The sequence below is a fragment of the Bradyrhizobium sp. Crot121 genome, from assembly GCF_059512385.1.
Genome location: NZ_JCAMOR010000032.1, coordinates 51306 through 72837, shown reverse-complemented (window position 1 = coordinate 72837; position 21532 = coordinate 51306). Strand labels below are relative to the sequence as shown.

General features: G+C 62.9%; 21 protein-coding genes. 14 read left to right on the top strand and 7 right to left on the bottom strand.

Annotated elements, in window-relative coordinates; all coding sequences use genetic code 11:
- Positions 1 to 31 precede the first annotated feature (31 nt).
- From upp to AC5ZGW_RS25615, 3 genes are all read left to right on the top strand, one after another.
- Positions 32 to 667 carry a uracil phosphoribosyltransferase gene (upp, locus tag AC5ZGW_RS25625; RefSeq protein WP_130229832.1) on the top strand — a complete coding sequence of 212 codons (636 nt, stop codon included), beginning with the start codon at positions 32 to 34 and terminating at the stop codon, positions 665 to 667.
- Positions 668 to 678: 11 nt separating this feature from the next.
- On the top strand, positions 679 to 1452 hold the full coding sequence (locus tag AC5ZGW_RS25620) for a thioesterase family protein (RefSeq protein WP_130229831.1): 774 nt from the start codon (positions 679 to 681) through the stop codon (positions 1450 to 1452).
- Positions 1453 to 1673: 221 nt separating this feature from the next.
- Entirely contained in the window at positions 1674 to 3695 is a 2022-nt protein-coding gene (locus AC5ZGW_RS25615) for an ATP-binding protein (protein WP_463327358.1), read from the top strand.
- 129 nt (positions 3696 to 3824) lie between these two features.
- Here AC5ZGW_RS25615 and AC5ZGW_RS25610 read toward each other — a convergent pair whose 3' ends face one another.
- Positions 3825 to 5387, bottom strand: a complete 1563-nt coding sequence (locus tag AC5ZGW_RS25610; RefSeq protein ID WP_130230213.1) for an AMP-binding protein — start codon at positions 5385 to 5387, stop codon at positions 3825 to 3827.
- Between the two features lie 111 nt (positions 5388 to 5498).
- On the opposite strand from AC5ZGW_RS25610, the gene AC5ZGW_RS25605 reads away from it, so the two are divergent.
- From AC5ZGW_RS25605 to AC5ZGW_RS25590, 4 genes are all read left to right on the top strand, one after another.
- Positions 5499 to 6479: an NAD(P)H-dependent flavin oxidoreductase gene (locus AC5ZGW_RS25605; RefSeq protein ID WP_245475093.1), complete on the top strand. Its 981-nt coding sequence runs from the start codon at positions 5499 to 5501 to the stop codon at positions 6477 to 6479.
- A 139-nt stretch (positions 6480 to 6618) separates the two neighbouring features.
- Entirely contained in the window at positions 6619 to 6864 is a 246-nt protein-coding gene (locus AC5ZGW_RS25600; protein ID WP_028168688.1) for a hypothetical protein, read from the top strand.
- A 120-nt stretch (positions 6865 to 6984) separates the two neighbouring features.
- On the top strand, positions 6985 to 7710 hold the full coding sequence (locus tag AC5ZGW_RS25595; protein WP_130230217.1) for a hypothetical protein: 726 nt from the start codon (positions 6985 to 6987) through the stop codon (positions 7708 to 7710).
- A 143-nt stretch (positions 7711 to 7853) separates the two neighbouring features.
- Positions 7854 to 8513 (top strand): hypothetical protein, encoded by a 660-nt coding sequence (locus tag AC5ZGW_RS25590; protein WP_130230219.1) that lies wholly within the window; start codon positions 7854 to 7856, stop codon positions 8511 to 8513.
- A 125-nt stretch (positions 8514 to 8638) separates the two neighbouring features.
- On the opposite strand, the gene AC5ZGW_RS25585 is transcribed toward AC5ZGW_RS25590, so the two are convergent.
- Positions 8639 to 8941 (bottom strand): hypothetical protein, encoded by a 303-nt coding sequence (locus AC5ZGW_RS25585; protein WP_028168691.1) that lies wholly within the window; start codon positions 8939 to 8941, stop codon positions 8639 to 8641.
- Positions 8942 to 9053: 112 nt separating this feature from the next.
- Positions 9054 to 9230 carry a hypothetical protein gene (locus AC5ZGW_RS25580; RefSeq protein WP_165435585.1) on the bottom strand — a complete coding sequence of 59 codons (177 nt, stop codon included), beginning with the start codon at positions 9228 to 9230 and terminating at the stop codon, positions 9054 to 9056.
- A gap of 333 nt (positions 9231 to 9563) precedes the next feature.
- Here AC5ZGW_RS25580 and AC5ZGW_RS25575 point away from each other — a divergent pair, with 333 nt between their 5' ends.
- From AC5ZGW_RS25575 to AC5ZGW_RS25555, 5 genes are all read left to right on the top strand, one after another.
- Positions 9564 to 10898 carry an ABC transporter substrate-binding protein gene (locus tag AC5ZGW_RS25575; protein WP_130230221.1) on the top strand — a complete coding sequence of 445 codons (1335 nt, stop codon included), beginning with the start codon at positions 9564 to 9566 and terminating at the stop codon, positions 10896 to 10898.
- Positions 10899 to 10991: 93 nt separating this feature from the next.
- Positions 10992 to 11933 carry a carbohydrate ABC transporter permease gene (locus AC5ZGW_RS25570; protein ID WP_028168693.1) on the top strand — a complete coding sequence of 314 codons (942 nt, stop codon included), beginning with the start codon at positions 10992 to 10994 and terminating at the stop codon, positions 11931 to 11933.
- The gene (locus AC5ZGW_RS25565; protein WP_130230223.1) at positions 11933 to 12784 is read left to right on the top strand and encodes a carbohydrate ABC transporter permease; all 852 of its coding nucleotides are present in this window, start codon (positions 11933 to 11935) and stop codon (positions 12782 to 12784) included. The genes AC5ZGW_RS25570 and AC5ZGW_RS25565 overlap by 1 nt, the downstream gene beginning before the upstream one ends.
- A 15-nt stretch (positions 12785 to 12799) precedes the next feature.
- Entirely contained in the window at positions 12800 to 13891 is a 1092-nt protein-coding gene (locus AC5ZGW_RS25560; RefSeq protein WP_028168695.1) for an ABC transporter ATP-binding protein, read from the top strand.
- Positions 13892 to 13968: 77 nt separating this feature from the next.
- The gene (locus AC5ZGW_RS25555) at positions 13969 to 14805 is read left to right on the top strand and encodes a universal stress protein (RefSeq protein ID WP_496113978.1); all 837 of its coding nucleotides are present in this window, start codon (positions 13969 to 13971) and stop codon (positions 14803 to 14805) included.
- Between the two features lie 141 nt (positions 14806 to 14946).
- Here the strand turns inward: AC5ZGW_RS25555 and AC5ZGW_RS25550 are convergent, their stop codons facing one another.
- Positions 14947 to 16098, bottom strand: a complete 1152-nt coding sequence (locus AC5ZGW_RS25550) for an NADH:flavin oxidoreductase (protein WP_130228776.1) — start codon at positions 16096 to 16098, stop codon at positions 14947 to 14949.
- 1 nt (position 16099) lies between these two features.
- The gene (locus AC5ZGW_RS25545; protein ID WP_130228775.1) at positions 16100 to 16495 is read right to left on the bottom strand and encodes a RidA family protein; all 396 of its coding nucleotides are present in this window, start codon (positions 16493 to 16495) and stop codon (positions 16100 to 16102) included.
- A gap of 116 nt (positions 16496 to 16611) precedes the next feature.
- On the opposite strand from AC5ZGW_RS25545, the gene AC5ZGW_RS25540 reads away from it, so the two are divergent.
- Together AC5ZGW_RS25540 and ggt are read left to right on the top strand one after the other, a co-directional pair.
- A complete protein-coding gene (locus tag AC5ZGW_RS25540) occupies positions 16612 to 17538 on the top strand; it encodes a LysR substrate-binding domain-containing protein (protein WP_245474968.1) in 927 nt (308 codons plus the stop codon).
- Positions 17539 to 18034: 496 nt separating this feature from the next.
- A complete protein-coding gene (ggt, locus tag AC5ZGW_RS25535) occupies positions 18035 to 19789 on the top strand; it encodes a gamma-glutamyltransferase (RefSeq protein ID WP_130228774.1) in 1755 nt (584 codons plus the stop codon).
- An 86-nt stretch (positions 19790 to 19875) separates the two neighbouring features.
- Here the strand turns inward: ggt and AC5ZGW_RS25530 are convergent, their stop codons facing one another.
- Positions 19876 to 20307: an RrF2 family transcriptional regulator gene (locus AC5ZGW_RS25530; RefSeq protein WP_130228779.1), complete on the bottom strand. Its 432-nt coding sequence runs from the start codon at positions 20305 to 20307 to the stop codon at positions 19876 to 19878.
- A 147-nt stretch (positions 20308 to 20454) separates the two neighbouring features.
- Positions 20455 to 21507, bottom strand: coding sequence for a cytochrome-c peroxidase (locus AC5ZGW_RS25525; RefSeq protein ID WP_245474967.1), 1053 nt, complete (start codon positions 21505 to 21507; stop codon positions 20455 to 20457).
- Positions 21508 to 21532 lie beyond the last annotated feature (25 nt).

Below are 21532 nucleotides of genomic sequence, written 5' to 3'. Positions count from 1 at the left end.
CAGCCATCACGCCTGTGCGACAAATACCGCCATGAGCGCCGCCGCCGTCAACGTCGTCAACCATCCGCTGGTACAGCACAAGCTCACGCTGATGCGCGAGCGTGACCGGTCAATCAAGAGTTTCCGGGAACTCGTGAACGAGGTCGGCATGCTGCTCTGCTACGAGGTGACGCGCGACCTGCCGCTCGAACTGGTCGACATCGAGACGCCGCTGATGCCGATGCGGGCGCCGATGATCGCAGGCAAGAAACTGACCTTCGCGCCGATCCTGCGCGCCGGCGTCGGCTTCCTGGACGGCATGCTCGCGCTGGTGCCGTCGGCGCGCGTGTCGCATATCGGGCTCTATCGCGATCCCGAGACGCTGGAAGCGGTGGAATATTTCTTCAAGGCGCCTCACGACCTGGCCGACCGCACCGCGATCCTGATGGACCCGATGCTGGCGACCGGCAATTCCGCCGTCGCCGGTGCGCACCTCCTGAAAAAGCGTGGCGCACGCGACATCCGCTTCGTTTGCCTGCTGGCCGCTCCCGAGGGAATCGCTCATTTCCAGAAGGAGCATCCCGATGTGCCGCTTTGGACCGCGGCCATCGATGAGCGGTTGAACGACCACGGCTATATCCTGCCCGGCCTCGGCGATGCCGGCGATCGCATGTTCGGCACCAAATAGGCCCAGTTATCATGGACCCCATCTTCCGCGTTGACGGCAACAAGGTCGTCACCAGCCCGGATGCCGCCGGTCCCTGGCATCCGCAGATGCAGCACGGTTCCGCGCCCGCGGCGCTGGTGGTGTGGGCCGCCGAGTCCCTGCCCACGCCGCTGCCGATGCAGATCGCGCGCGTCACCATCGACCTGATGCGGCCGGTGCCGGTCGCGCCGCTCGCCATCGAGACCGAGATCTTGCGCGAGGGCCGCAAGATCCAGCTCTGCGGCGTGCGGCTGCTGGCCGAAGGTGTGCCTGTGGTCGCGGCCTCCGTGCTGCGGATCAAGTCGCAGGCACAGGCATTGCCGCCGGATGTCGTTGATCTGCCGCTCAGACTTCCCGGCCCCGATCAATCGACGTTCGAGCCTGCCGATAACGCCGGCAGCCCGTTCACCAAATGTATCTCGATGCGCGCCGCCCGCGGCCGCTTCGGCATGGTTGGTCCTGCCGCGATCTGGTTTCGCGTCGAGCGGCCGCTGATCGCGGGATCGCCGGTGTCGCAGGCCATGCGCGCGGTGGTCGCCGCCGATTTCAGTAACGGCACTTCGTCCGCGCTCGATTTCCGGGAGTGGACCTTCATCAATGCCGACCTCACCGTGAGCCTTTCGCGACAACCGGTCGGCGAGTGGATCCTGCTCGACGGCGAAAGCTGGATCGGCCCCGACGGGGCGGGGCTTGCGATGTCGCGTCTCGCCGACGAGCGCGGCTATTTCGGCCGCGCCGTGCAAAGCCTCGTAATCGAGAAGCGGTAGAGCAACGCGGCGAAAAATCGCTGCCTCACCTTGGAACGCTTCGAGGCCGGGCGAGTTTGGCACTCGTCGAGGGCCATCATGAAGCGCGTTGATTTAGCCGCCGGCGGACTGACGCTCGCTGCCAGGCAAGCGTCAGCCGTCGGCACTTCCTATCCTATTGCAGCCAAGTCCTTTTCAAGCCGGAGCGTGTTGTGAGGCCCGGTCCTTCCTCTGAGCGTGCGGTGGTCCTTGCCTCGAGCGAGCGTGAAGCGGTCGAGACTGCCTGCCTGATCCGCGACGCCGGCTACTACGCCAACATCTGCGGTGATCTCGCTGTGCTGAGGCGCGAGATCGCAAGCGGCGCCGGCCTAGCCGTCATTGCCGACGACGCGATCAAGGGGGCGGATTTGACCGACCTGACGCGATGGCTCAACGATCAGCCGGCATGGTCAGATTTCCCGATCGTGCTTCTGACCCAGGGCGGCAGCCTGGAGCGTGATCCGGGCGCGGTACGGCTCGGCAAGATCCTGGGCAATGTCACCTTCATCGAGCGCCCGTTTCATCCCACCACGCTTGCGAGCATCGTCGGCTCCGCAGTGCGTGGCCGGCGCCGCCAGTACCAGACCCGCGCCATTCTCGAAGATCTCACCGAGAGCGAGAGCCTGCTGCAGACCGCGCTGAATGCCGGCCAGCTCGGCGCGCTGGAATTGCATTTGCCGGAATTCGAGCTCGAGGCCTCGGACATCTGCAAGGCCTATTTCGGGCGTCGCGCGAGCGAGCACTTCACCTATCCGGAGCTCCTCGACGCCGTACATCCCGACGACCGCGAGCGGCGACTTGGCGTCCTCGAGCAAAGCATCCGCACCGGCAAGCACTACGCGATCGAATACCGCGTGATCTGGCCGGACGGCTCGCAGCATTGGCTCGACGTGCGCGCCCGCGCCGTGCGGCGGCCCGACGGCAGTCTCAGGTCGCTGGTTGGCGTCTGCTCCGACATTACCTTGCGCAAGACCGCCGAGATCGAGCGCGAAAACCTGCTGGCGCAGCTCGCAGCCGAGCGCATTGCGCTTTCGGAATTGACGGCGACGCTGGAGCAGCGCGTCGAACAGCGTACCGCCGACCTCCTGAAAGAAGTCGCCGCGCGCGAAAAGGCGCAGGAGCAGCTCCGTCATGCGCAGAAGATGGAGATCGTCGGCCAGCTCACCGGTGGCATCGCCCATGACTTCAACAATCTGCTGATGGCGGTGATGGGCAATCTCGAACTCTTGCGCAAGCGTCTGCCGGGCGACCAGCGCCTGCATCGTCTCATCGACGGCGCAATGCAGGGGGCCGAGCGCGGCGCCTCGCTGACGCAGCGGCTGCTCGCCTTTGCCCGGCAGCAAGATCTGCGCGTGGTGCCGGTCGATCTGCGCGTCTTGATCCAGGGCATGAGCAATCTGCTCGAACGCTCGCTGGGGCCGCGGATCGCATTGCGTCTTGATTTGCCCGAAGCCCTGCCGCCGGCGCGGATCGACGCCAACCAGCTCGAGCTTGCGATCCTCAATCTCGCGATCAACGCGCGCGATGCGATGCCCGATGGCGGCGCGATCGACATCAAGGTGTCGGAAGATCAGGCCGTGAAGGATCCGGCGCTCAAGCCGGGCAGGTATATCAGGCTGTCGGTGATCGATACCGGCACCGGGATGTCGCCGGAGATCCTGAAGCGCGCGATCGAGCCGTTCTTCTCGTCAAAGCCGCTCGGCAAGGGCACCGGGCTCGGACTGTCGATGGTGCATGGGCTCGCCGTGCAGCTCGGCGGCACGCTGCAGCTTTCCAGCATCGAAGGCCAGGGCACCACCGCAACGCTGATGCTGCCGGTTGCGACCGTACTGGCGGAAGCAGCGAGCCCGCAGCTGCCGCCGCGAAAGCTGGAGCGCTCCGCGGTGATCCTGTTCGTCGACGACGATCCCTTGATCGCGATGTCGACCACGGAGATGCTGGAGGATCTTGGCCATCGCGTGATCGGCGCCACCTCGGGCCTGCACGCGCTCGACATCCTGCGCAGCGAGCAGCCGCTCGATTTGATGATGACCGATCACGTCATGCCAGGAATGACCGGGCTCGAGCTCGCCGCCGCCACGCGAAAAGTGCGCCCGTCGCTGCCGATCCTGCTCGCCACCGGCTATGCCGAATTGCCCGACGGCGTGCAGGTCGACCTGCCGCGGCTGGCGAAGCCATATCATCAGGACCAGTTGCGCGATCGGCTGGACCAATTGCTGCGGTGAACGTCGCCCCAGCTCTCTCCACGTCATTGCGAGGAGCGAAGCGACGAAGCAATCCACGCCTCCGCAAGTGGCGCGATGGATTGCTTCGCTCCGCTCGCAATGACGTCGGAGCATTTCGGCTCCGCCCGACTACCCTACCATCCGCTCGCGGCCGGCCCAGAAGCTTGCCTTCAGCACCTTCTTGTCGACCTTGCCGACGCCGGTCATCGGCAATGCTTCAACGAAACGGATCTGCTTCGGCGCATGCGCCGAGCCTTTCTTCGCTTTCACCAGGTTGATCAGCTCATCGGCATCCGGCCGCGCGCCGTCGCGGGCGACGATTACAGCGGTGACCGCTTCGCCCCATTTGTCGTCGGGCACGCCGACGACCGCGACCATCGCGACATCGGCATGCTGCGACAGCACGTCCTCGACCTCGCGCGGGAAGATGTTGAAGCCGCCGGAGATGATCATGTCCTTCTTGCGATCCAAGATGTACATGTAGCCGCGCTCGTCGGCGCGGGCGATGTCGCCGGTATGCAGCCAGCCGTTCTTCAGTGTCTCCGCTGTCGTGTCGGGCCGCTTCCAGTATTCCGCCATCACATGCGGCGCGCGCACGCAGATCTCGCCAGCTTCGCCGGCTCTGACCTCCTCGTCATTGTCATCAAGGATCTTCACGTCGCAGACCGCGATCGGGAAGCCGCAGGACAGGAGGAGCTCGGGCGTCTTCGGATCGTGGTCGGCCTTGCGCAGCACCGAGACCGGATAGCATTCGGTCTGACCGTAGAGCTGCGAGAACACCGGCCCGATCCGCTCGATGCCTTCGACCAGCCGGCTCGGCGACATCGCCGAGGCGCCATAAAGCAACAGTTCAAGCGAGGAGAGATCGGTCTTATCAAGCGCGGGATGATCGAGCAGCACATAGATCATGGTCGGCACGAACAGCGTGAAGTTGATCTTCTGCCGCTCGATCGTCTTGAACACGGCCTCGGGATCGAAACCTTTGAGCATGTGCACGGTGCCTCCGCGCATCAGCGTCGGCAGCACCTTGGTGCCGGCAACGTGGCTGATCGGCGCCACCGTGAGATAGCGCGGCGTGTCGGGGATCTCGAAATCGGCGAGGATCGCGCCGGCGAAGCCGCCATATTCGCGGTGATAACGCAGCGCGCCCTTGGATTTGCCTGTGGTGCCACCGGTATAGTTCAGCGTCGCGACGTCGTCCGGTCCGGCCAGGCAACGCGCGGTGACGTGTCCCGCCTGCTCGATCGCCTGCAACAGGTCGATGCCGTAATCGGCCGGGCCGAGGGTAAACACGGTTTTGATATTCGTGGCTTTCGCTGCGAGATCGCCACCGCGGTCGTGGAAGGTCGCGGCATCGATGATCAGCATCTGCGCGTCGGAATCCTCGATCTGGAACAATTGATCGTCGAGCGATCCCAACGGATGCAGCCAAGTGATCGCAAGTCGCGCGAGCTGCGCGGCGACGCCGGCACACCAGGCGTCGGCGCGGTTGGCGCTCAGCAGCGCGACGCGGGTGCCGGGCGCGAAGCCGAGCCGCGTGAACACGTTCTGGATCCCCCCGATCAGGTCGGTCGCGCCCTGGTAAGTGATCGATCCATCAGGCCAGCTAAAGGCCGTGCGCGAGGGATAGCGTGCCAGCGCCCGCAGCGTCTGTTCGCATACCGGTGGAAACGCATGGAGCGGATGGCTCATCTGAAAGATTCCTCCCTGCCGATTTTGTGTCTGGCATTTCTTCGTGCCAATGTTGACGATGACGCTAGCACAACAAGGAAGCGGCTCAAGCCGGGAGAGGGAAGGAACGCCTTGCCGTCGGACAACTTTCGCTCGCGCGTTCGCGAACGCCTCGCGCTGCCGCTGATTGCGGCGCCGATGTTTCTGATCTCCGGCGTCGAGCTGGTGGTCGCCGCCTGCCGCAATGGCGTGATCGGTTCGTTCCCCACGGTGAATTGCCGCGAGACGGAACAGCTCGATCAGTGGCTCGCCGAGATCGAAGATCGATTGCAGCGTCATTCCGACGCGAGCGGGAAGACGGCCGCGCCGATCTGTCCGAACCTGATCGTGCATCGCTCCAACGCGCGGCTGCCGCAGGATCTGGAGGTGCTGCTGCGTCACAAGCCGGAGATGGTCATCACCTCGGTCGGCTCGCCCACGCCTGTACTGGCACCGCTGCATGATACAGGCGCGCTGGTGTTCGCCGACGTCGCATCGATCCGCCATGCCGAGCGCGCGGTCGAGGCCGGCGCCGACGGATTGGTGCTGCTCACCGCGGGCGCGGGCGGGCAGACCGGCTGGCTCAATCCGTTCGTGTTCGTGCGCGCGGTCCGTGCCTTTTTCGATGGTCCGATCGTGCTCGCCGGCGGCATCTCAGATGGCCACGCCCTCCGCGCCGCCGAAGCGCTCGGCTGCGACCTCGCTTATATGGGCACAAAATTCATCGCCACGCGCGAGAGCATGGCGGACGAGCGCTACAAGCAGATGCTGGTCGCAAGCGGCGCTGACGACATCCTGCTCACCACCGCCTTCACCGGCTTGCAGACCAACATGCTGCGGTCCTCGATCGAAGCCGCCGGCCTCGACCCGGACAACCTGCCGCAGCGCGGGGCCATCGACATCGGCAAGGATATCGACATCGGCGCCCGCGAAAGCCGCCCCAAGCGCTGGCGCGACATCTGGAGCGCCGGCCATTCGGTCTCCGGCGTGACTGATGTGCTCGCGGTGGATGAACTGGTGGCGCGGACGGTTGAGGAATATCGTGCAGCGGCGCGCCGTATCGAGCTCTCCTAGCTGGTACCCATCCTGCCGTCCGGCTCGCAACCCTGTGTTCACCATTTAACCCGGCCTTAACCACGTTCGCCCCAACAATAGCTGCGCAGGACAGCCCGCCGCCACGGCCGGGCTGGCGCAAGACCAAAGGGGATGCGACGTGCTTCTTGAGGCCTCTCTCACCAAAACCCCCGCGACCCTTGATGAGCTTCGGACCCGTGTCCGCCACGCCTTGCAGCGCCATCCGCTCTGCCGAAACGTCGAATTCGACGTCGTCAGGATGCCCCGAACCCGCCGGACCAACTGGACCATCAGCCTGCATTCGGTCTCAGGGTCCGCGCTGTTCGAGGCCCATGACATCGTCGCCGACATCCAGGAAGCCTATGAACTGGCCGTCGCGGCCTGATTTTCGCTTGCTTGGATACGATTTTTTCGGCCTTTTCCCGCCTTGGCGGTTCCGAGGGCATGCTAACGCCGCAATTGGCGTTCAATTTCAAAGGGTAATCCGGCCGGGATGGAGACGTCGTTGACCAGGGCCATGACCATCATCGCGCTGACCTGCTTCCTCGTGGTCGGCGCCGCCGCCACCAGCATTTTGAGCCGTGACAGCGTGCCGATGCCGCGCAGTGTCGCGGAAGACGCCGCGCCCGTTCATCCCGTCTCCAACAAGGAGAGCAAGAAGGACCGCCTCGCGGTGGTGGCCTACGCGCTCGCCGCCTATGAGCCGCAGCCGCAGACCCCGGCGCAGGCGCAGCTTCAGGCGCAGGCCCAGGCCGCCATCCCGGACCTGACGGCCTCCCTGCGCCAGGCCTATGCCTCGGCGGAGCCGGCCGATGTCGGCCTGCCGAAACTGACCGAGCCGCCCGCGAACCAGCCTGCAGCCGCCCAGCCGCCCACGCCGGCGCCCGCGAAGCCGAAGGCTGCCGCCAAGCCCGCGCCGCAGAAGAACTACGCGCTGCTCAGCGATGCGCAGATCGCCGGTATCAAGGATCGGCTGAAGCTGACCTCGTCGCAGGAATATTACTGGCCGGCGGTCGAGACCGCGCTCCGCGCCGTCGCCCGCAAGATCCACCAGAAGCGCCAGGCTGATCCGAATGCGAACGGCGTGCCGATCGATCCGGACTCCGATGAAGTGCAGCAATTGAAATCGGCGGCAATGCCGCTCCTGTTCCAGCTCCGCGAAGACCAGAAGAACGAAGTCCGCTCGCTCGCCCGCGTCATCGGCCTGGAAAAAGTCGCCGCGATGATCTGAGCGCGCCGCTTCGCCCTCGCGTCTTCTGAAATCTCCTTCATCCGCGACGTTGCGCTTGGTCGCACAGGTTTTTGTCGCGCAGGTTCCGCAGGAACATCGCTTCCGCTCGCACGTTGCTCGCGGCGTAGGAGAGGGAGCCCGTCATGCGCACAATGACCGCATTTTTTGCGGGGGTGGGAACTGTGGTCATCGCGATCGCCGTTGGCCTCGGTGGCGGCATGGTGATCGCAAACATCGTAAGCCCGCATCAGCCAAAAGCGGGCGCCGAGCTGACAAAGCTCGAGCGGCGCGCGGCGGAGCCTGTCGCGGCATCGAATGCACCGGCTGAGCCGGTACCCTATCTTGCAGCGACCCGGGCCGCCGCGACCCATCCGGTCGTCGTCGATCCCGCGCCGCAAGCGCCGCCGCAGCAGGCCGAGCCGGCGCAGCAAACCAACACCACTCCAACCAACGCGGCGTCGAGCGAGCCGGAGCGCGGTCCCAATGCATTTGCGCAGCCTGCAGCCAACGCACAGCCGTCGGCGCAAACCGCCGCGCGCACTTCGTCGGCTTCTTCCGGCGACGCGCTGGCAAGAGCACGCGACGCCGAATCCAAGCGTGACGCCCGCCGTGTCGAGCAGCGGCGCAAGGCGGAGCGCCGACAGCAATGGGCTGAGCGTCGCCGCGTCCGCGAGCCGCGCGATGACGAACTGCGCGACGTCGAGCGCAGCGTCAGGGAAGATACCGAGCGGTCACGCGTCTTGGAGGCCGAACCGGTAAGCGTCGGGACGCCGAGGATCAGGCTGTTCGGCGACGAGGACTAGAGCGTTTTCGAGCGAAGTGGACACCGGTACGCGTGAAGAAAACGCGTCAAAACAAGAATCTAGAGCTTCGGTTCTGATCCATCAGATCCGAAAATGCTATAGTCTGGCAGTCGAGCGATCTGCGATTAATGCAGCAAGTCGTACGCCGCGACGCGATTGATGTCGGCCAGGCGCCGATCGGCATTTGCCTCAAGGTCGAGGCTTCCAACCAGCTCAAGCAGACGCTGATAGGCATGGTCCGCGATATCAACGGGCAGAGGCTCTTCATCGAAGGTTTCGATATAGCCACCAACGAGATCGCTCAGCAGCCGGCACAAGGCCTGCTGCCCGGGCTCGTCCTTCACCAAGGCGTCTAGTTTTTGCTGGAAGTTTCGGAAGGTTCGCAAGCCATGGTGTTGTTGCGAGAGCCATGCATGCAAGTCGTTCATATCAGCCTCTTCATGCTACGGAAGAAGCTACCGGCTTATACACGCGGCCGGCTCCTGGCGCCACCGCAATTTTTTTGCGCTGCGGCCCTTGAAGAAGACGGAACAGGCAACTTCAATTTTCGTTGCGCCAGCCTCCCAACAGGAAAACTCTGCGCGGTCTGCGATTTGCTCCCGCCTGCGCCTGGACGTCGGTGAGATCGACGCTGCTTCGCTTCATCAGGACCTTGGCGACGATTCCGATCACGACGAAGGGCGCGACGTAGATCGCGAACACCTCGAGTGCGCGCATGGCACCGCTCCACATGATTGCGGACCCGACCATTATAGCACAGGGCGTTTTTTCATGTCGGCAAAGCAAGCTGCGCTGCGCTGACGCATGGATTGCCGGAACGGTGCAGTGCGGAAGACTGCGCGGCAGAGCCGCCGCCATCCCGGCTTAATGCCGGTTCGGGCGAGCTTCCGCCCATCTCGCCGATATCGAAATTGCGCAGGCGTGCTAATATCTCCAGTTCTTCGCGCCCAAGTATTCTTTACGCCCAAGTATTTTCGGTAACGTCTCTTGGGTGACGTCTGCATGCAAAGAGGAGAATTCAACTTAACGAAATAACAGGGAGGACAGATCATGGCTCGCATAAGTCGGCGTAAGCTTCTGAAGCTTTCCGGCGGTGGTGCAGTTGCGGCGAGGACTGGGGGACTGGCGTCAATCATTGCCCTGAAGCAGGCGCCCGCCTACGCACAGGCAACGACGATTCACTGGCTGCGCTGGAACGATTTCGTTCCTGCCTCGGACGAGTTGCTCCGCAAGGTGATCGTTCCCGAATGCGCCAAGGCGCTCGGCATCAAGCTCAACATCGAGATGATCAACGGCAACGACATCCAGGCACGCACCACCTCCGCGATTCAGTCCGGCACCGGTCCCGACGTGATCTGCGCGCTCAACAACTGGGCGCAGCTCTATCCCGAGAGCGTCGTCGACGTCAGCGATGTGGCGGAGGAGATCGGCCAGGCGCAGGGCGGCTTCTACGAGGAATCACGCGTCGTTGCCAACGACGGCAAGAAATGGATTGCGGTCCCCTGGTGCGTGCTCGGCGCGCAACTGGCGTACCGCAAGTCCTGGTTCGCGGAGATCGGGTACGAGGCGCCGAAGTTCCCGCAAACCTGGGAGGAATATCGCGAGGCTGGCAAGAAGCTGAAGGCGAAGGGCCGGCCGCTGGGGCAGACGGTCGGCCACAGCTTCGGCGACCCGCCGACCTATGCCTATCCGTATCTTTGGTCATGGGGCGGCAAGGAGGTCGAAGCGGACGGCAAGACGGTGACGCTGAACTCCAAAGCAACGGTCGATTCCGTCAACTTCGCCGTCGGCTTCTGGAACGACGCCTATGACGAGGGTGGGCTCGCCTGGGACGATACCAGCAACAACCGGGCCTTCCTCGCAGGCACGATCAGCTCCACGCTGAACGGCGCCTCGATCTATATCGAGGCCAAGCGCAAGCCCCAGGTCTATCTGACTGAAACCGGCACCCCGCTCTGGCAGGACATCCTGCACTCGCCGCTGCCCAAGGGCGCCGCCGGTCAGTTCGGCTATCACCTGCCGATGTCCAACATGCTGATGAAGTATGTGAAGGACCCAAAGCCCGGCAAGGAGTTCCTGCGCTGGATCACCTCCAAGCCGGTCTATCAGGCGTGGTTCGACTCGCAGCAGGGCTATTCCGTCGGGGCCACCACGGTTTGGGAGCAGGACAAGCTCTGGGACAACGACCCCGTGATGCTGCCATTCCGCACCGCGGCGCGGGCCGGGCGTTTCCCCGGCTACGCCGGTCCGGCCGATCGGCGCGCAGCCGAGGTGCTGAGCAAGTACATCATGGTTGACATGACCGCAAAGGCGATACAGGGCATGCCGCCGCAAGACGCGGTGAAATGGGCGCACGATGAGGTGGCGAGGATTTATGGCGCTTGAAGCCGCTTCTTCCGCGCGCTAGGTTTTGCTCTCTCGCCTCGGTGCTGTGGCCCGCGGCCGCAGTGCTCTGGCAGTCGCTCGGAGAATCGCGCGATGGCCGTCGACTATGTCGCCGCCGCCAAACCCTATGTGGCCGCGCCGCGCCGCGGGCCGGTTACGCGAGTTCTTGAGAACGAGCGCTGGTTCGCGTTCTTTCTGCTGCTGCCGACCGCGGTATTGCTCGGCCTCTTCATCGCCTATCCCTTCGTCAAGGGTGTGCTGCTGGCCGTGACCGACGCCAAGGTCGGCGTGCCCGGAAACTTCGTCGGACTGCAGAACTTCGCGGTGCTGATGAACGACAGTATCTTCCGCATCGCGGTCTGGAACACCATCCTCTACACGGCGGTGACGACCGTCTTCAAGCTGGCGCTCGGCTTGTGGCTTGCTCTGCTGCTCAACCGCCACTTTCGGGCAAAGGCCCTGACCCGGGCCTTCATCCTGTTGCCCTTCATCATCCCGACCGTGCTCTCGACCTTCGCGTGGAAGTGGATGTTCGATCCGACTTTCAGCGTCATCAACTGGACGCTCTTTCACCTCGGCATCATCCGCACCCGCATCAATTGGCTCGGCGACCCTCAACTTGCCCTGATCTCGGTGATGATCGTCAATGTCTGGCGCGGCGTGCCGTTTTACGCAATCAGCCTGCTCGCCGGATTGCAGACCATCAGTCCGGAGCTCGCCGAGGCGGCCGCGATTGACGGAGCGCGGCCCTGGCAGCGCTTCCGCTACATCACCTGGCCCTTGCTGCTGCCCGTCACCATGGTTGTGGTGCTGTTCTCGGTGATCCAGACATTCGCCGATTTCCAGCTCGTCTACATCCTGACCGGCGGCGGACCGGCCAACGCCACGCAGCTCTTCGCCACCTACGCCTATCAGATCGGCGTCGGCACGGGTCTGTTGGGCGAGGGCGCGGCGATATCGCTCGCCATGTTCCCGGTGTTGCTCGTCGTCGTCGTCGTGCAGCTCCTCTACATCCGACGCGTGGAGACACTCTGATGATAGAGGGCGCGCGCTGGCGTCGTTGGGTCTTCTTCAATCTCCCGCTCGCGCTGTTCGTGATCGGGCTGCTGTTCCCGTTCTATTGGATGATGGTGACGACGGTGCGGCCGGACGCCGAGCTCTATCGTCCCTGGATGGCGCCGAACTACACGCCGTTCTGGACGCTCAATCCGACCCTTGACCATATCCGGTATCTCCTCAACGAGACGCTGTTCAACAGGTGGATGCTGAACACCTTCTTCATCTCGGTGCTTGCCACATTGATCTCGCTGTTCTGCGGGCTCCTCGCCGGCTACGCGCTCTCCCGGCTCAAATTTCCGTTCGCCGGCAGCCTCGGCACTGGAATCTTCATCACCTATCTGGTGCCGCAGACGCTGCTGTTCATTCCGCTCGCCGATATCATCCGCAACTTCCGCCTCGGCGATACGCCATGGGCGCTCGTTCTCACATACCCCACCTTCCTCATCCCGTTCTGCACCTGGTTGCTGATGGGCTACTTCAAGGCGATCCCGCGCGAGCTCGAGGAATGCGCGCGCATCGACGGCGCGACCCGCTGGCAAGCGATGGTCTACATCGTCTTTCCGGTCGCCGTGCCCGGCATCCTCTCGGCCGGAATCTTCGCCTTCACGCTGTCGTGGAACGAGTTCATCTATGCCCTCGTCTTCCTGTCCTCGCCGGAGCAGAAGACGGTCTCCGTCGGCATCACCTCGGAGCTGGTCCGCGGCGACGTATTCTACTGGGGCTCGCTGATGGCCGGCGCCCTGCTCGGTTCGGTGCCGGTGGCGCTGATCTATTCCTTCTTCGTCGAGTACTACGTCGCCGGCATCACCGGGTCCGTCAAAGGGTGAGGCAAAGGGTGAGCCATGTCTCGGGTCATCATACGGAGCTTGAACAAGAGGTTTGACGGAGTCCATGCCGTCAAGGATGTCAATCTTGATATCCACGACAAGGAATTCGTGGTGCTCGTCGGTCCCTCGGGCTGCGGCAAAACCACGACGCTCCGCATGGTGGCCGGGCTCGAATCGATCACTTCGGGCGAGATCATGATCGGTGACCGCATTGTCAACGAGCTGCCGCCGATGGACCGCGACATCGCCATGGTGTTCCAGAACTACGCCCTTTATCCGCACATGAGCGTCTACGACAACATGGCGTTCGGCCTGAAGATGCGCGGGTTCGATCGCACCGAGATATCTAACCGAGTGAAGGCCGCAGCCGAAATCCTCGGCATAGAGGAACAGTTGCAACGCAAGCCGCGGCAGCTCTCCGGCGGCCAGCGGCAGCGCGTCGCCTTGGGCCGCGCCATCGTTCGGCATCCGCAGGTGTTCCTGTTCGACGAGCCGCTGTCGAACCTCGACGCCAAGCTGCGCATCCAGATGCGGGTGGAGATCAAAAAGATCCACGTCCGCCTCGGCACCACCGCGATCTACGTCACCCACGACCAGGTCGAAGCGATGACGCTCGGCGATCGCGTGGTCGTCATGAAGGATGGTCTCGTTCAGCAGGTGGGCGAACCGCTGGAACTCTACAACGAGCCCGCCAACCGTTTCGTCGCAGGCTTCATCGGCTCGCCAGCCATGAACTTCGCGACGGTGGAAATGGCTGATACCGAGGGTGCCCTCTGGGCCCGCCATGAAGGCATCCGCATCAAGCTGCCGGCCGCCATCGCGGGCCGGCTCCGGCCGCATGTCGGAGAGAATGTCACGCTCGGCATCCGGCCGGAGGATCTGCGCGTCGCATCCGGCAGCGAGGAGGCGGATCTCAGCTTCGACGCCGTGGTCGAGGTCATCGAGAAGCTCGGCTCCCAGATTCTTCTCGACGTCAGGGTCGGTCCCAACACGATGGTGGCCGCAGTCGAACCGACCGTCAAAGCGAAGGTCCACGACCGCCTTCGCCTCGCGCTGAATCCTGACCGGCTGTACTTCTTCGACCGCGTGTCGCAAGCGGCAATCTGATGTTGTGTGCCACCTCGTACACTGCTGGGTTGTAAGGACTATTCGCCGGATCGCCTTTGACAGGCTGGTGGTGAAACATGAAGGACGTACTCGTTTTCCTGTCTCCGTCGCGCAGAGATGACCTCTCGAGCGGAGCGCATTCTGCGATCGCCCTGGCTCGCATGTATGGGGCGCATCTATCTGCATTGATTGCTGATGTGGAGACCGACCTCCGCGACTCGCCGCCTGAACCGGACATTCGGCAAGTCGGGAGTCCTGCCGCCAGGCCAGCAACGTCAAGTGAACGGGTGGCACGAACGGCGGAGCTTGTTCAGTCCGCTGCGACGGCTGCAAACGTATCGTGTGACATTCTGCAGGCCGAAAACCAGTCCGTCTCGCTTCGCGAACGAATGATCCATTGCACCCAGGTGCACGACGTCCTGGTGATCGATGTGCGCGGACCACTTGATGCGCCTCGCAAAGAACTGGTCGAGGCCGCCCTGTTTGCGAGTGGTCGGCCAATTGTCTTCGTGCCACCAAACACTCCTGTAGTCGCAAAAGACCGGATTGTCGTTGCATGGGACGGAACACGCTCGGCAGTTCGTGCAGTGCACGACGCCTTGCCCCTTCTCGCTGAGGCGCGTGAGGTGCTCGTCGTATCGGTCATTGACGACAAGCTGTTTCCGATACCTCATTCCGGACACGCACTCTGCCGCTATCTGGCGCGGTGGCAGGTTGATGCCAAATTCAGCACGATCCAGCGTGAGACCCTGAACATTGGCGCGACCCTTCTGGCCTATGCGCAGCAAGCAGACGCGGATCTGCTGGTGATGGGCGCGTTCGCACATGGATTCGAGCGCGAGCTGATGCTCGGCAGCGCAACGCGAGATATCTTCAACGCGAGGATCGAAATGCCCGTACTGTTGTCGCACTAGTTTCTTCTGACGCGCACGACGAGATAGAGAGGCCGTATCAAGATCCGCGAGTCCCGATGCGCGATGCCGCATGGCAATGGACGTTCATGACGCGCAACGAGAGTCGTTGGCCGTCGAGTAGATCCAGTGCCTACGTGCACCTCAGCTTGCGACAGGCACTATTCCGGCACGATGCTTGTCCGCATTCTCGAGATCAGCGATCGGGGACAGGATGCCCGGATCAAACGCTTCGAGAGACGCACCGGCCGTAACGCGGCGGGGCCAATCGGGGTGGGTCAGCGCACCGCGGCCCAGCGAGATGAAATCCGCCTCGCTGCTTTCGATGAGACCGGCCGCCTGCTCGGGATCGTGCAGCGACCCGTTGGCGAGCACCGGTATCGCAACGTGCTTCTTCGCCAACGCCGCGAGGCTCGCGCCCGCACCGAAGGCGGGCCGCCACGCCTCGAACTCCGTGGTATGCAGATAGTCGATCGGAAGCCTTCCCACCAATCCGAAGATCCTGGCCGCCTCGTCCTCGCTGCCGCTCCACTTGTGCACAAAGTCGTTGACCTTGCCCTGGGAGATACGGACGCCGACCACGAACTGCGGCCCAACCGCATCCCGCACCGCCTGGGCGACTTCGGCGATCAGCCGAAGCCTCGCCTCGATGTCACCGCCATAACGATCATCGCGAAGGTTGATCCCCTCGGTGAGAAACTGGTCAAGCAGATAGCCGTTGGCGCCGTGTATCTCTACGCCATCGAAACCCGATTCCTTGGCAAGACATGCAGCCTTTGCGAATCCTCCCACCGCCTCCGATATCTCGCCCCGCGACATCGCGACCGGCATCGGATATTCGCCGGTCCCGCGGTAAAAAGCCATCTGCTGCCCCTTTGGGCGAACCGCTGATGGACCTCGGGTGTCCTTCCGGTAGATGCTTCCCTGCGACAGCGCGCCCGCATGCATGAGCTGGGCGATCATGCGCGCTCCATGGCCATGTACGCGCTCCACGATCGGCCGCCATCCGTCGCCCTGAGCCTCGTCCGACAGCCCCGGCTGGAACAGATAGCCCTGCGAGTAGGCCTTGTCGGTGTAGAGGCCCTCAGTGATGACGAGGCCGAAGCCGCCTTCGGCAAACGCGGCGTAGTAGTCCGACATCCGCTGCGCCGGGTTACCCTCCGACGTCGCGCTGACACGCGTCATCGGTGCGACCGCGAGCCGGTTGCGAAGGGTCAGCTCGGCGAGTTTCAGCGGAGTGAAGAGCGCTGCTGTCGGAGCTCGATCGCGCTGTACGTGATTTCCATGTCCGGCCATATCATTTGCTCCCGGCGGTTCGGATCGCCGCGATCGCTTCGATCTCGATCTGAACCTTGGGATCGTAGAGAGCCTTGACCTCAGCGATCGTGTCGGCCGGATAGGGTTCGGAAAAGAACTTACGGCGAAGCTTCACGACCTCTTTGAAATTGCCGATGTCGGTGACGAAGATCGTCACCTTGATGACGTCATCCAGGCTCGACCCTCCGGCCTCCAGCACCCGCCGTAGGTTGACAAAAGCCTGTTCGCCCTGGGCGCGGAAGCCGCCATCTACGATCTTTCCGTCATCGCCGGCGCCGCCCTGACCGGACACAAAAAGAAGGTTATTGAACTTGATACCCTGCGACAGGAGAAACGGCTCGTAGTTGTCGGGCGTAGTGATGACACGTTCCAGCATGATTGTGCGATCCCAGCAATGGCTCATGAGAGAGTTGAGTTCATCTCGGCATTTTCGGCCGATAGCTGGATTGTGGGACGGGACGCCTTGACCGACAAACTCCGAATTATCAGTTATTGGGTGAACTGAATTCATCCATAGGGGCGACGTTAATGCGGCGGCTTCCTCCGCTATCCTCCCTCCGAGCTTTCGAGGCGGCTGCCCGACACGGCAGCTTCAAGTGCGCCGCCAGTGAACTCGCGGTGACCCCAACGGCTATCAGCCACCAGATACGCTCGCTGGAAAACCACACTGGCCTCACCCTGTTTGAGCGGACGGTTCGCAGGGTGAGCCTTAGCGAGGCCGGCGCGCAGCTCTATCCTGTGCTGCGGGAAGGGTTCGAAGCGTTCGAGGCCGTGCTTGAACGACTCTCGCAGTCAAAGAGGCCCGCGCAAGTGACGATTTCGGCGACCAACGCCTTCACGGTGAAATGGCTTGTCCCGAAAGTTGCCGGTTTCCGAAAGCTGCATCCCGGCGTCGACCTGCAACTCCATGCGTCGGACGAGGCCGTCGACTTCGTAGCCAGCTCCGTCGACATCGCAATCCGCTACGGCACAGGGCCGTATCCAGGCCTCATTTCAGAGCCGATGTTTGCGGACGAGTTCGCACCGCTCGTTAATCCAAATCTCGGCGTGCGCGATCTCGCGGACTTGAACCGTCTTCCCCTGATCCACTTTGAATGGACAAGAAAGCACCCGCTCAATCCGACCTGGGAGAACTGGTTTGCAAAGGCCGGGTTGTCGTGCCCCTCGAACCTCGGACAGCTCCGATTTTCGGACGAAGGTCATGCCATCCAGGCGGCTGTCGCGGGCCAGGGGATCGCGCTGCTCAGTCTGGCCCTCGTGGCCGACGAACTCGCCGCCGGCCACCTCGTACAGCCCTTCGGCCCTAAGGTGGACGGGTTCACTTATCATCTGGTGACAAGTGAAGATCGCGCGAAGAACCCACGCGTGCAAGCCGCGGCTGAATGGCTCCGGTTGGAAGTGATGTCCCTAAAGTCCTGAACCGGCAGCAACAGTCTTCGCTATATCCGCGATGGAGGAGGCATCTCGATGTCTCCGTGACGCCGATGTAGTCGCCGCGATAGCCGGCTCGGGCGCAAGCCCAAGAGTAAGCCCCGCGTTCTGCGGGCTTTTTTCCTCTTCGATCGAAGTAGGGCGGGTGGCGGTGGCACTTAACGTCAGCATCTGACTCAAAAGCGGAACTGAGTTTCGCTCGCTCGCCCATCTCTTGATCCAGCACATCATGTGGGCGAGGTGGCTATCACGGTTGCTGCTTCGCCGCTCCAAGCTTTGGCCAAAGCATTCCAGCGGTCTGCGATAGTTCATATACTCCTCGGCGAGGGGCGACGGCCCCAACGCTGCCCATTCAACTCCTGGCGAGAATGTTGCATCGTGACAAACGTAATCATCTAGGGTGTTGCGAAGCGCGCGATCGCGGCGTCTGCTCATGCGGAGGAGCGTGCGCCCGAGGCAGGGCCGCGCGTACCGGAGTGATGTGATGATCAACATACAATGGATGGCTCTGCTCCTGGCTATGGTGGTGGGCGGGGCACATGCGGCAACACCGTTGGCGCTCGAGGCGAAGAACGGGATGGTTGTGAGTTCGCAACACCTCGCCTCTGAGGCAGGCCTGGAGATTCTGAAGGCTGGCGGCAACGCCATCGATGCGGCTGTCGCCGTAGGCTACGCCGAAGCGGTCGTAAATCCGTGTTGCGGCAATCTTGGTGGCGGCGGGTTCATGGTGATGCATTTGGCCGATGGTCGCGACCGGTTCATCAACTTTCGCGAAACTGCGCCGGCAGCGGCGAGCGAAAAGATGTATCTCGACGTCAGCGGCAATCCGATTCCGGGCGCCAGCCGATTTGGCTACAAGGCGGTTGCTCTCCCGGGAACGGTCAAGGGACTGGATGCGGCCCTGACCGAATATGGGACGATGTCGCGCGCCGAGGTGATGGCGCCCGCGATCCGGCTTGCCCGCGATGGGTTCGTGCTAACCCGCGGTGACACCGACATCATGGATTATGCGGCAAGTCGGTTTCATAACGACCCGTCGGTCGCAAGCATCTTTCTGCGCCACGACGGAAGCAACCTCCAGCCGGGCGACAGGTTGGTGCAGATGGATCTGGCGGTGACGCTCGAAGCGATCGCCAAGGACGGGCCGGACGCCTTCTACGCCGGCCGAATCCCGGCTGCGGTCGAGGCTGCGTCGAAGGCCGGCGGCGGAATCGTTACAGCCGATGATTTTGCTCATTACAAGATCACCGAGACGGAGCCGCTGTACTGCACCTATCGCGGCTACGTCTTCGTCTCCGCGCCGCCGCCGAGCTCAGGCGGCACGACGCTGTGCGAGATCCTGAATGTCCTCGAGGGCTATGACATGGCGGCGCTTGGCTTCCACTCGGCCGCCTCGATCCACGTCATGGCCGAGGCCATGCGTCATGCCTATCTCGACCGCAATACGTATTTGGGCGATCCCGATTTCGTTAGAAATCCTGTTGATCGGCTACTGTCCAAGGACTACGCAGCAGCCATCCGAGCCAAGATTCTGCCCGACAAGGCGACGCCTTCGGAGGCGGCGCGGCCCGGACTCGAGCCGCATGAACAAGGCGATACCACGCACTACTCGGTCATCGATCACGCCGGCAACGCTGTTTCTGTCACCTACACGCTCAACGGTCTGTTCGGCGCAGCGGTGATGGCGCCGGGGACTGGTTTCGTCCTGAATGACGAGATGGATGACTTCACCATCAAGCGCGGCGTGCCGAACATGTACGGGCTGGTGCAGGACCAGGCGAATCTCATCGCGCCGAACAAGCGCCCGCTGTCATCGATGACCCCGACGCTGATCACCCGGAACGGCAAAGTCTTTGCTGTGCTCGGCAGCCCGGGCGGCGCGCGCATCATCACCATTACACTTGAGGCCGCGCTCAACATGATCGATCACGGCATGGAGCCGCGGCAGGCAGTCGATGCGCCGCGGATCCATCTTCAAGGCCTGCCTGACGAACTCGACTACGAGCCGTATGCGATCTCACCCGACACCGCAAAGCTGCTTCGTGAGATGGGCTACAAGCTGGTCGAACAGACACCGTGGGGAGCGGCTGAGCTCATCGCGATCGGTCCTCCCGATGGCGGCGCTGCTGGTCCGCGCTCGTCCGGCAATGATGCCGCTCGGAGCGGCAGGATGCGGCCCGGCTATTTCTACGGCGCCCACGATGATCGGCGACCGGCCGGGAGCGCCGCGGGAGAATAGAGCGTATACCTTCGCAAAGCTGCAGCTGAGTTCCCAAGGCCGCGAAGGTGACCGATGCAGCCTGGAAGGTCGGACAATAGGCAGCGTCAGACCAGCTTCTTGCGCTTCGTCGTGGCCAAATCGGCCAGGCTCATGTGATCCAGTACATCCGACATGGCATCGCGAACCCGTGTCATTGTGATGCGTACGACGCATTTGCGAGGATCTTCGCAGTCCTCGCATGGCTGGTAGGCCGTACGGCTTGCGCAGGCGATGGGCGCTAGCGGACCATCGAGCTCTCGGATCGCCTGCCCGATATTGATAGCGTGCGGCGGCCGAGCCAGCATATAACCGCCGCCCGGTCCCTTCTTCGTATGCACGAGGCCGGCTTTGCGGAGATCGCCCAGGATCGTGTCCAGGAATTTCTTGGAGATGTTGTTGGTCTGCGCAATGTCGATGGACTGAATCGTTTCGCCGGGTTTCAGGGCCGCCAGATGGACGAGTGCCTTGAGGCCATATTTTCCCTTGGCTGTTAGCATCTGATGTCTTCGAATTAGAATAGGTAATAGATATACTATAAGATATATCGCCGCCATTTGGCGGTTATCTTGGAATAATTCACACGTTGATGCGGCCATTGAAAGATAAGGCTTCTGAATTGGCCGCGCCCCGACTTCGACTCCCGCTCAAAGCGTTCGCAAGAACGCGGCGAGGGCGGCTTTCTCTTCGTCGGCAAGACCGAGCGGCCGGATGTGAGACGACAGTTGCGACGCGAACGGATAAAGCGGAACTTCCGCTTCGCTCCGGTTTCGCGCCCATACTTCACCGCCACCGCGATCGTAGAGGTTGATCACGCCTTCAAGGGTCGGAAAAAGCCCGTTGTGCATATAGGGCGCAGTCTCTCCGACATGACGCAGGCTCGGTGTGCGGAAACGCCCGACGTCGTCGGGGAGGTGGGTGACCTGGTAGCGACCGAGATCCTGCGCCTTCTCGCCAAAGAAGGAGATTTTCAGATTGTGGAAGCGGTCGTCCGTCAATAGCGGGCCGAAGTGGCAGTTGGCGCATCGGGCCTTGGTCCGGAACAGGTGCAAGCCCCACACTTCCTGATCGGTCAGCGCGTTCCGGTCGCCGGAAGCGAAGCGATCGAAGCGCGTCTCGGTCTCGAGATGGGTTTGAAAGGCAACGAGCGCGTCCGCGAGTGTGTCTGCCGAAATCGGTCCCGCGCCGTAAACCTTCGCGAAGCGGGCTGCATAGTCGGGATCGGCGCGCAGGCGCGCCAGCACGGAATCCAGATCCGGATTGGCCATCTCCTCAGATATCGTGAGCGGCAACAGCGACTGGGTCGCCAGAGACGATCCTCGACCATCCCAGGCCAGATACGGCCGCAAGGCTACGTTCTGGAGCGATGGAGGATTGCGTCGCCCGCGGGCAAGCGCATGCCCCGGCGCCGTTGCGGTCCCGCTGCTCCAGCCGTGCTGCGCATTGTGGCATGTCGAACAGGCGAGATCGTTGCCGGCAGAGAGCGTCGCGTCGTGGAAGAGACGCGCGCCAAGCGCGATATGACGTTGCTCTTGGGTGGATGGGGACGACGGCAGGTTCAGCTTGCCGAGCTCAACAAAGGCAACGTCAGCGTCGAGCCACGGTGCAGGCCATTCGGTTGCAGAGCGTGCGTAGGACTGCCGCAGCGTTGACAGATGCTCATCCCCTGGTGTCGCCGACGTTGCATGCGCGAAGATCATGCCGAGCATCGTCAGAGCGGTTACG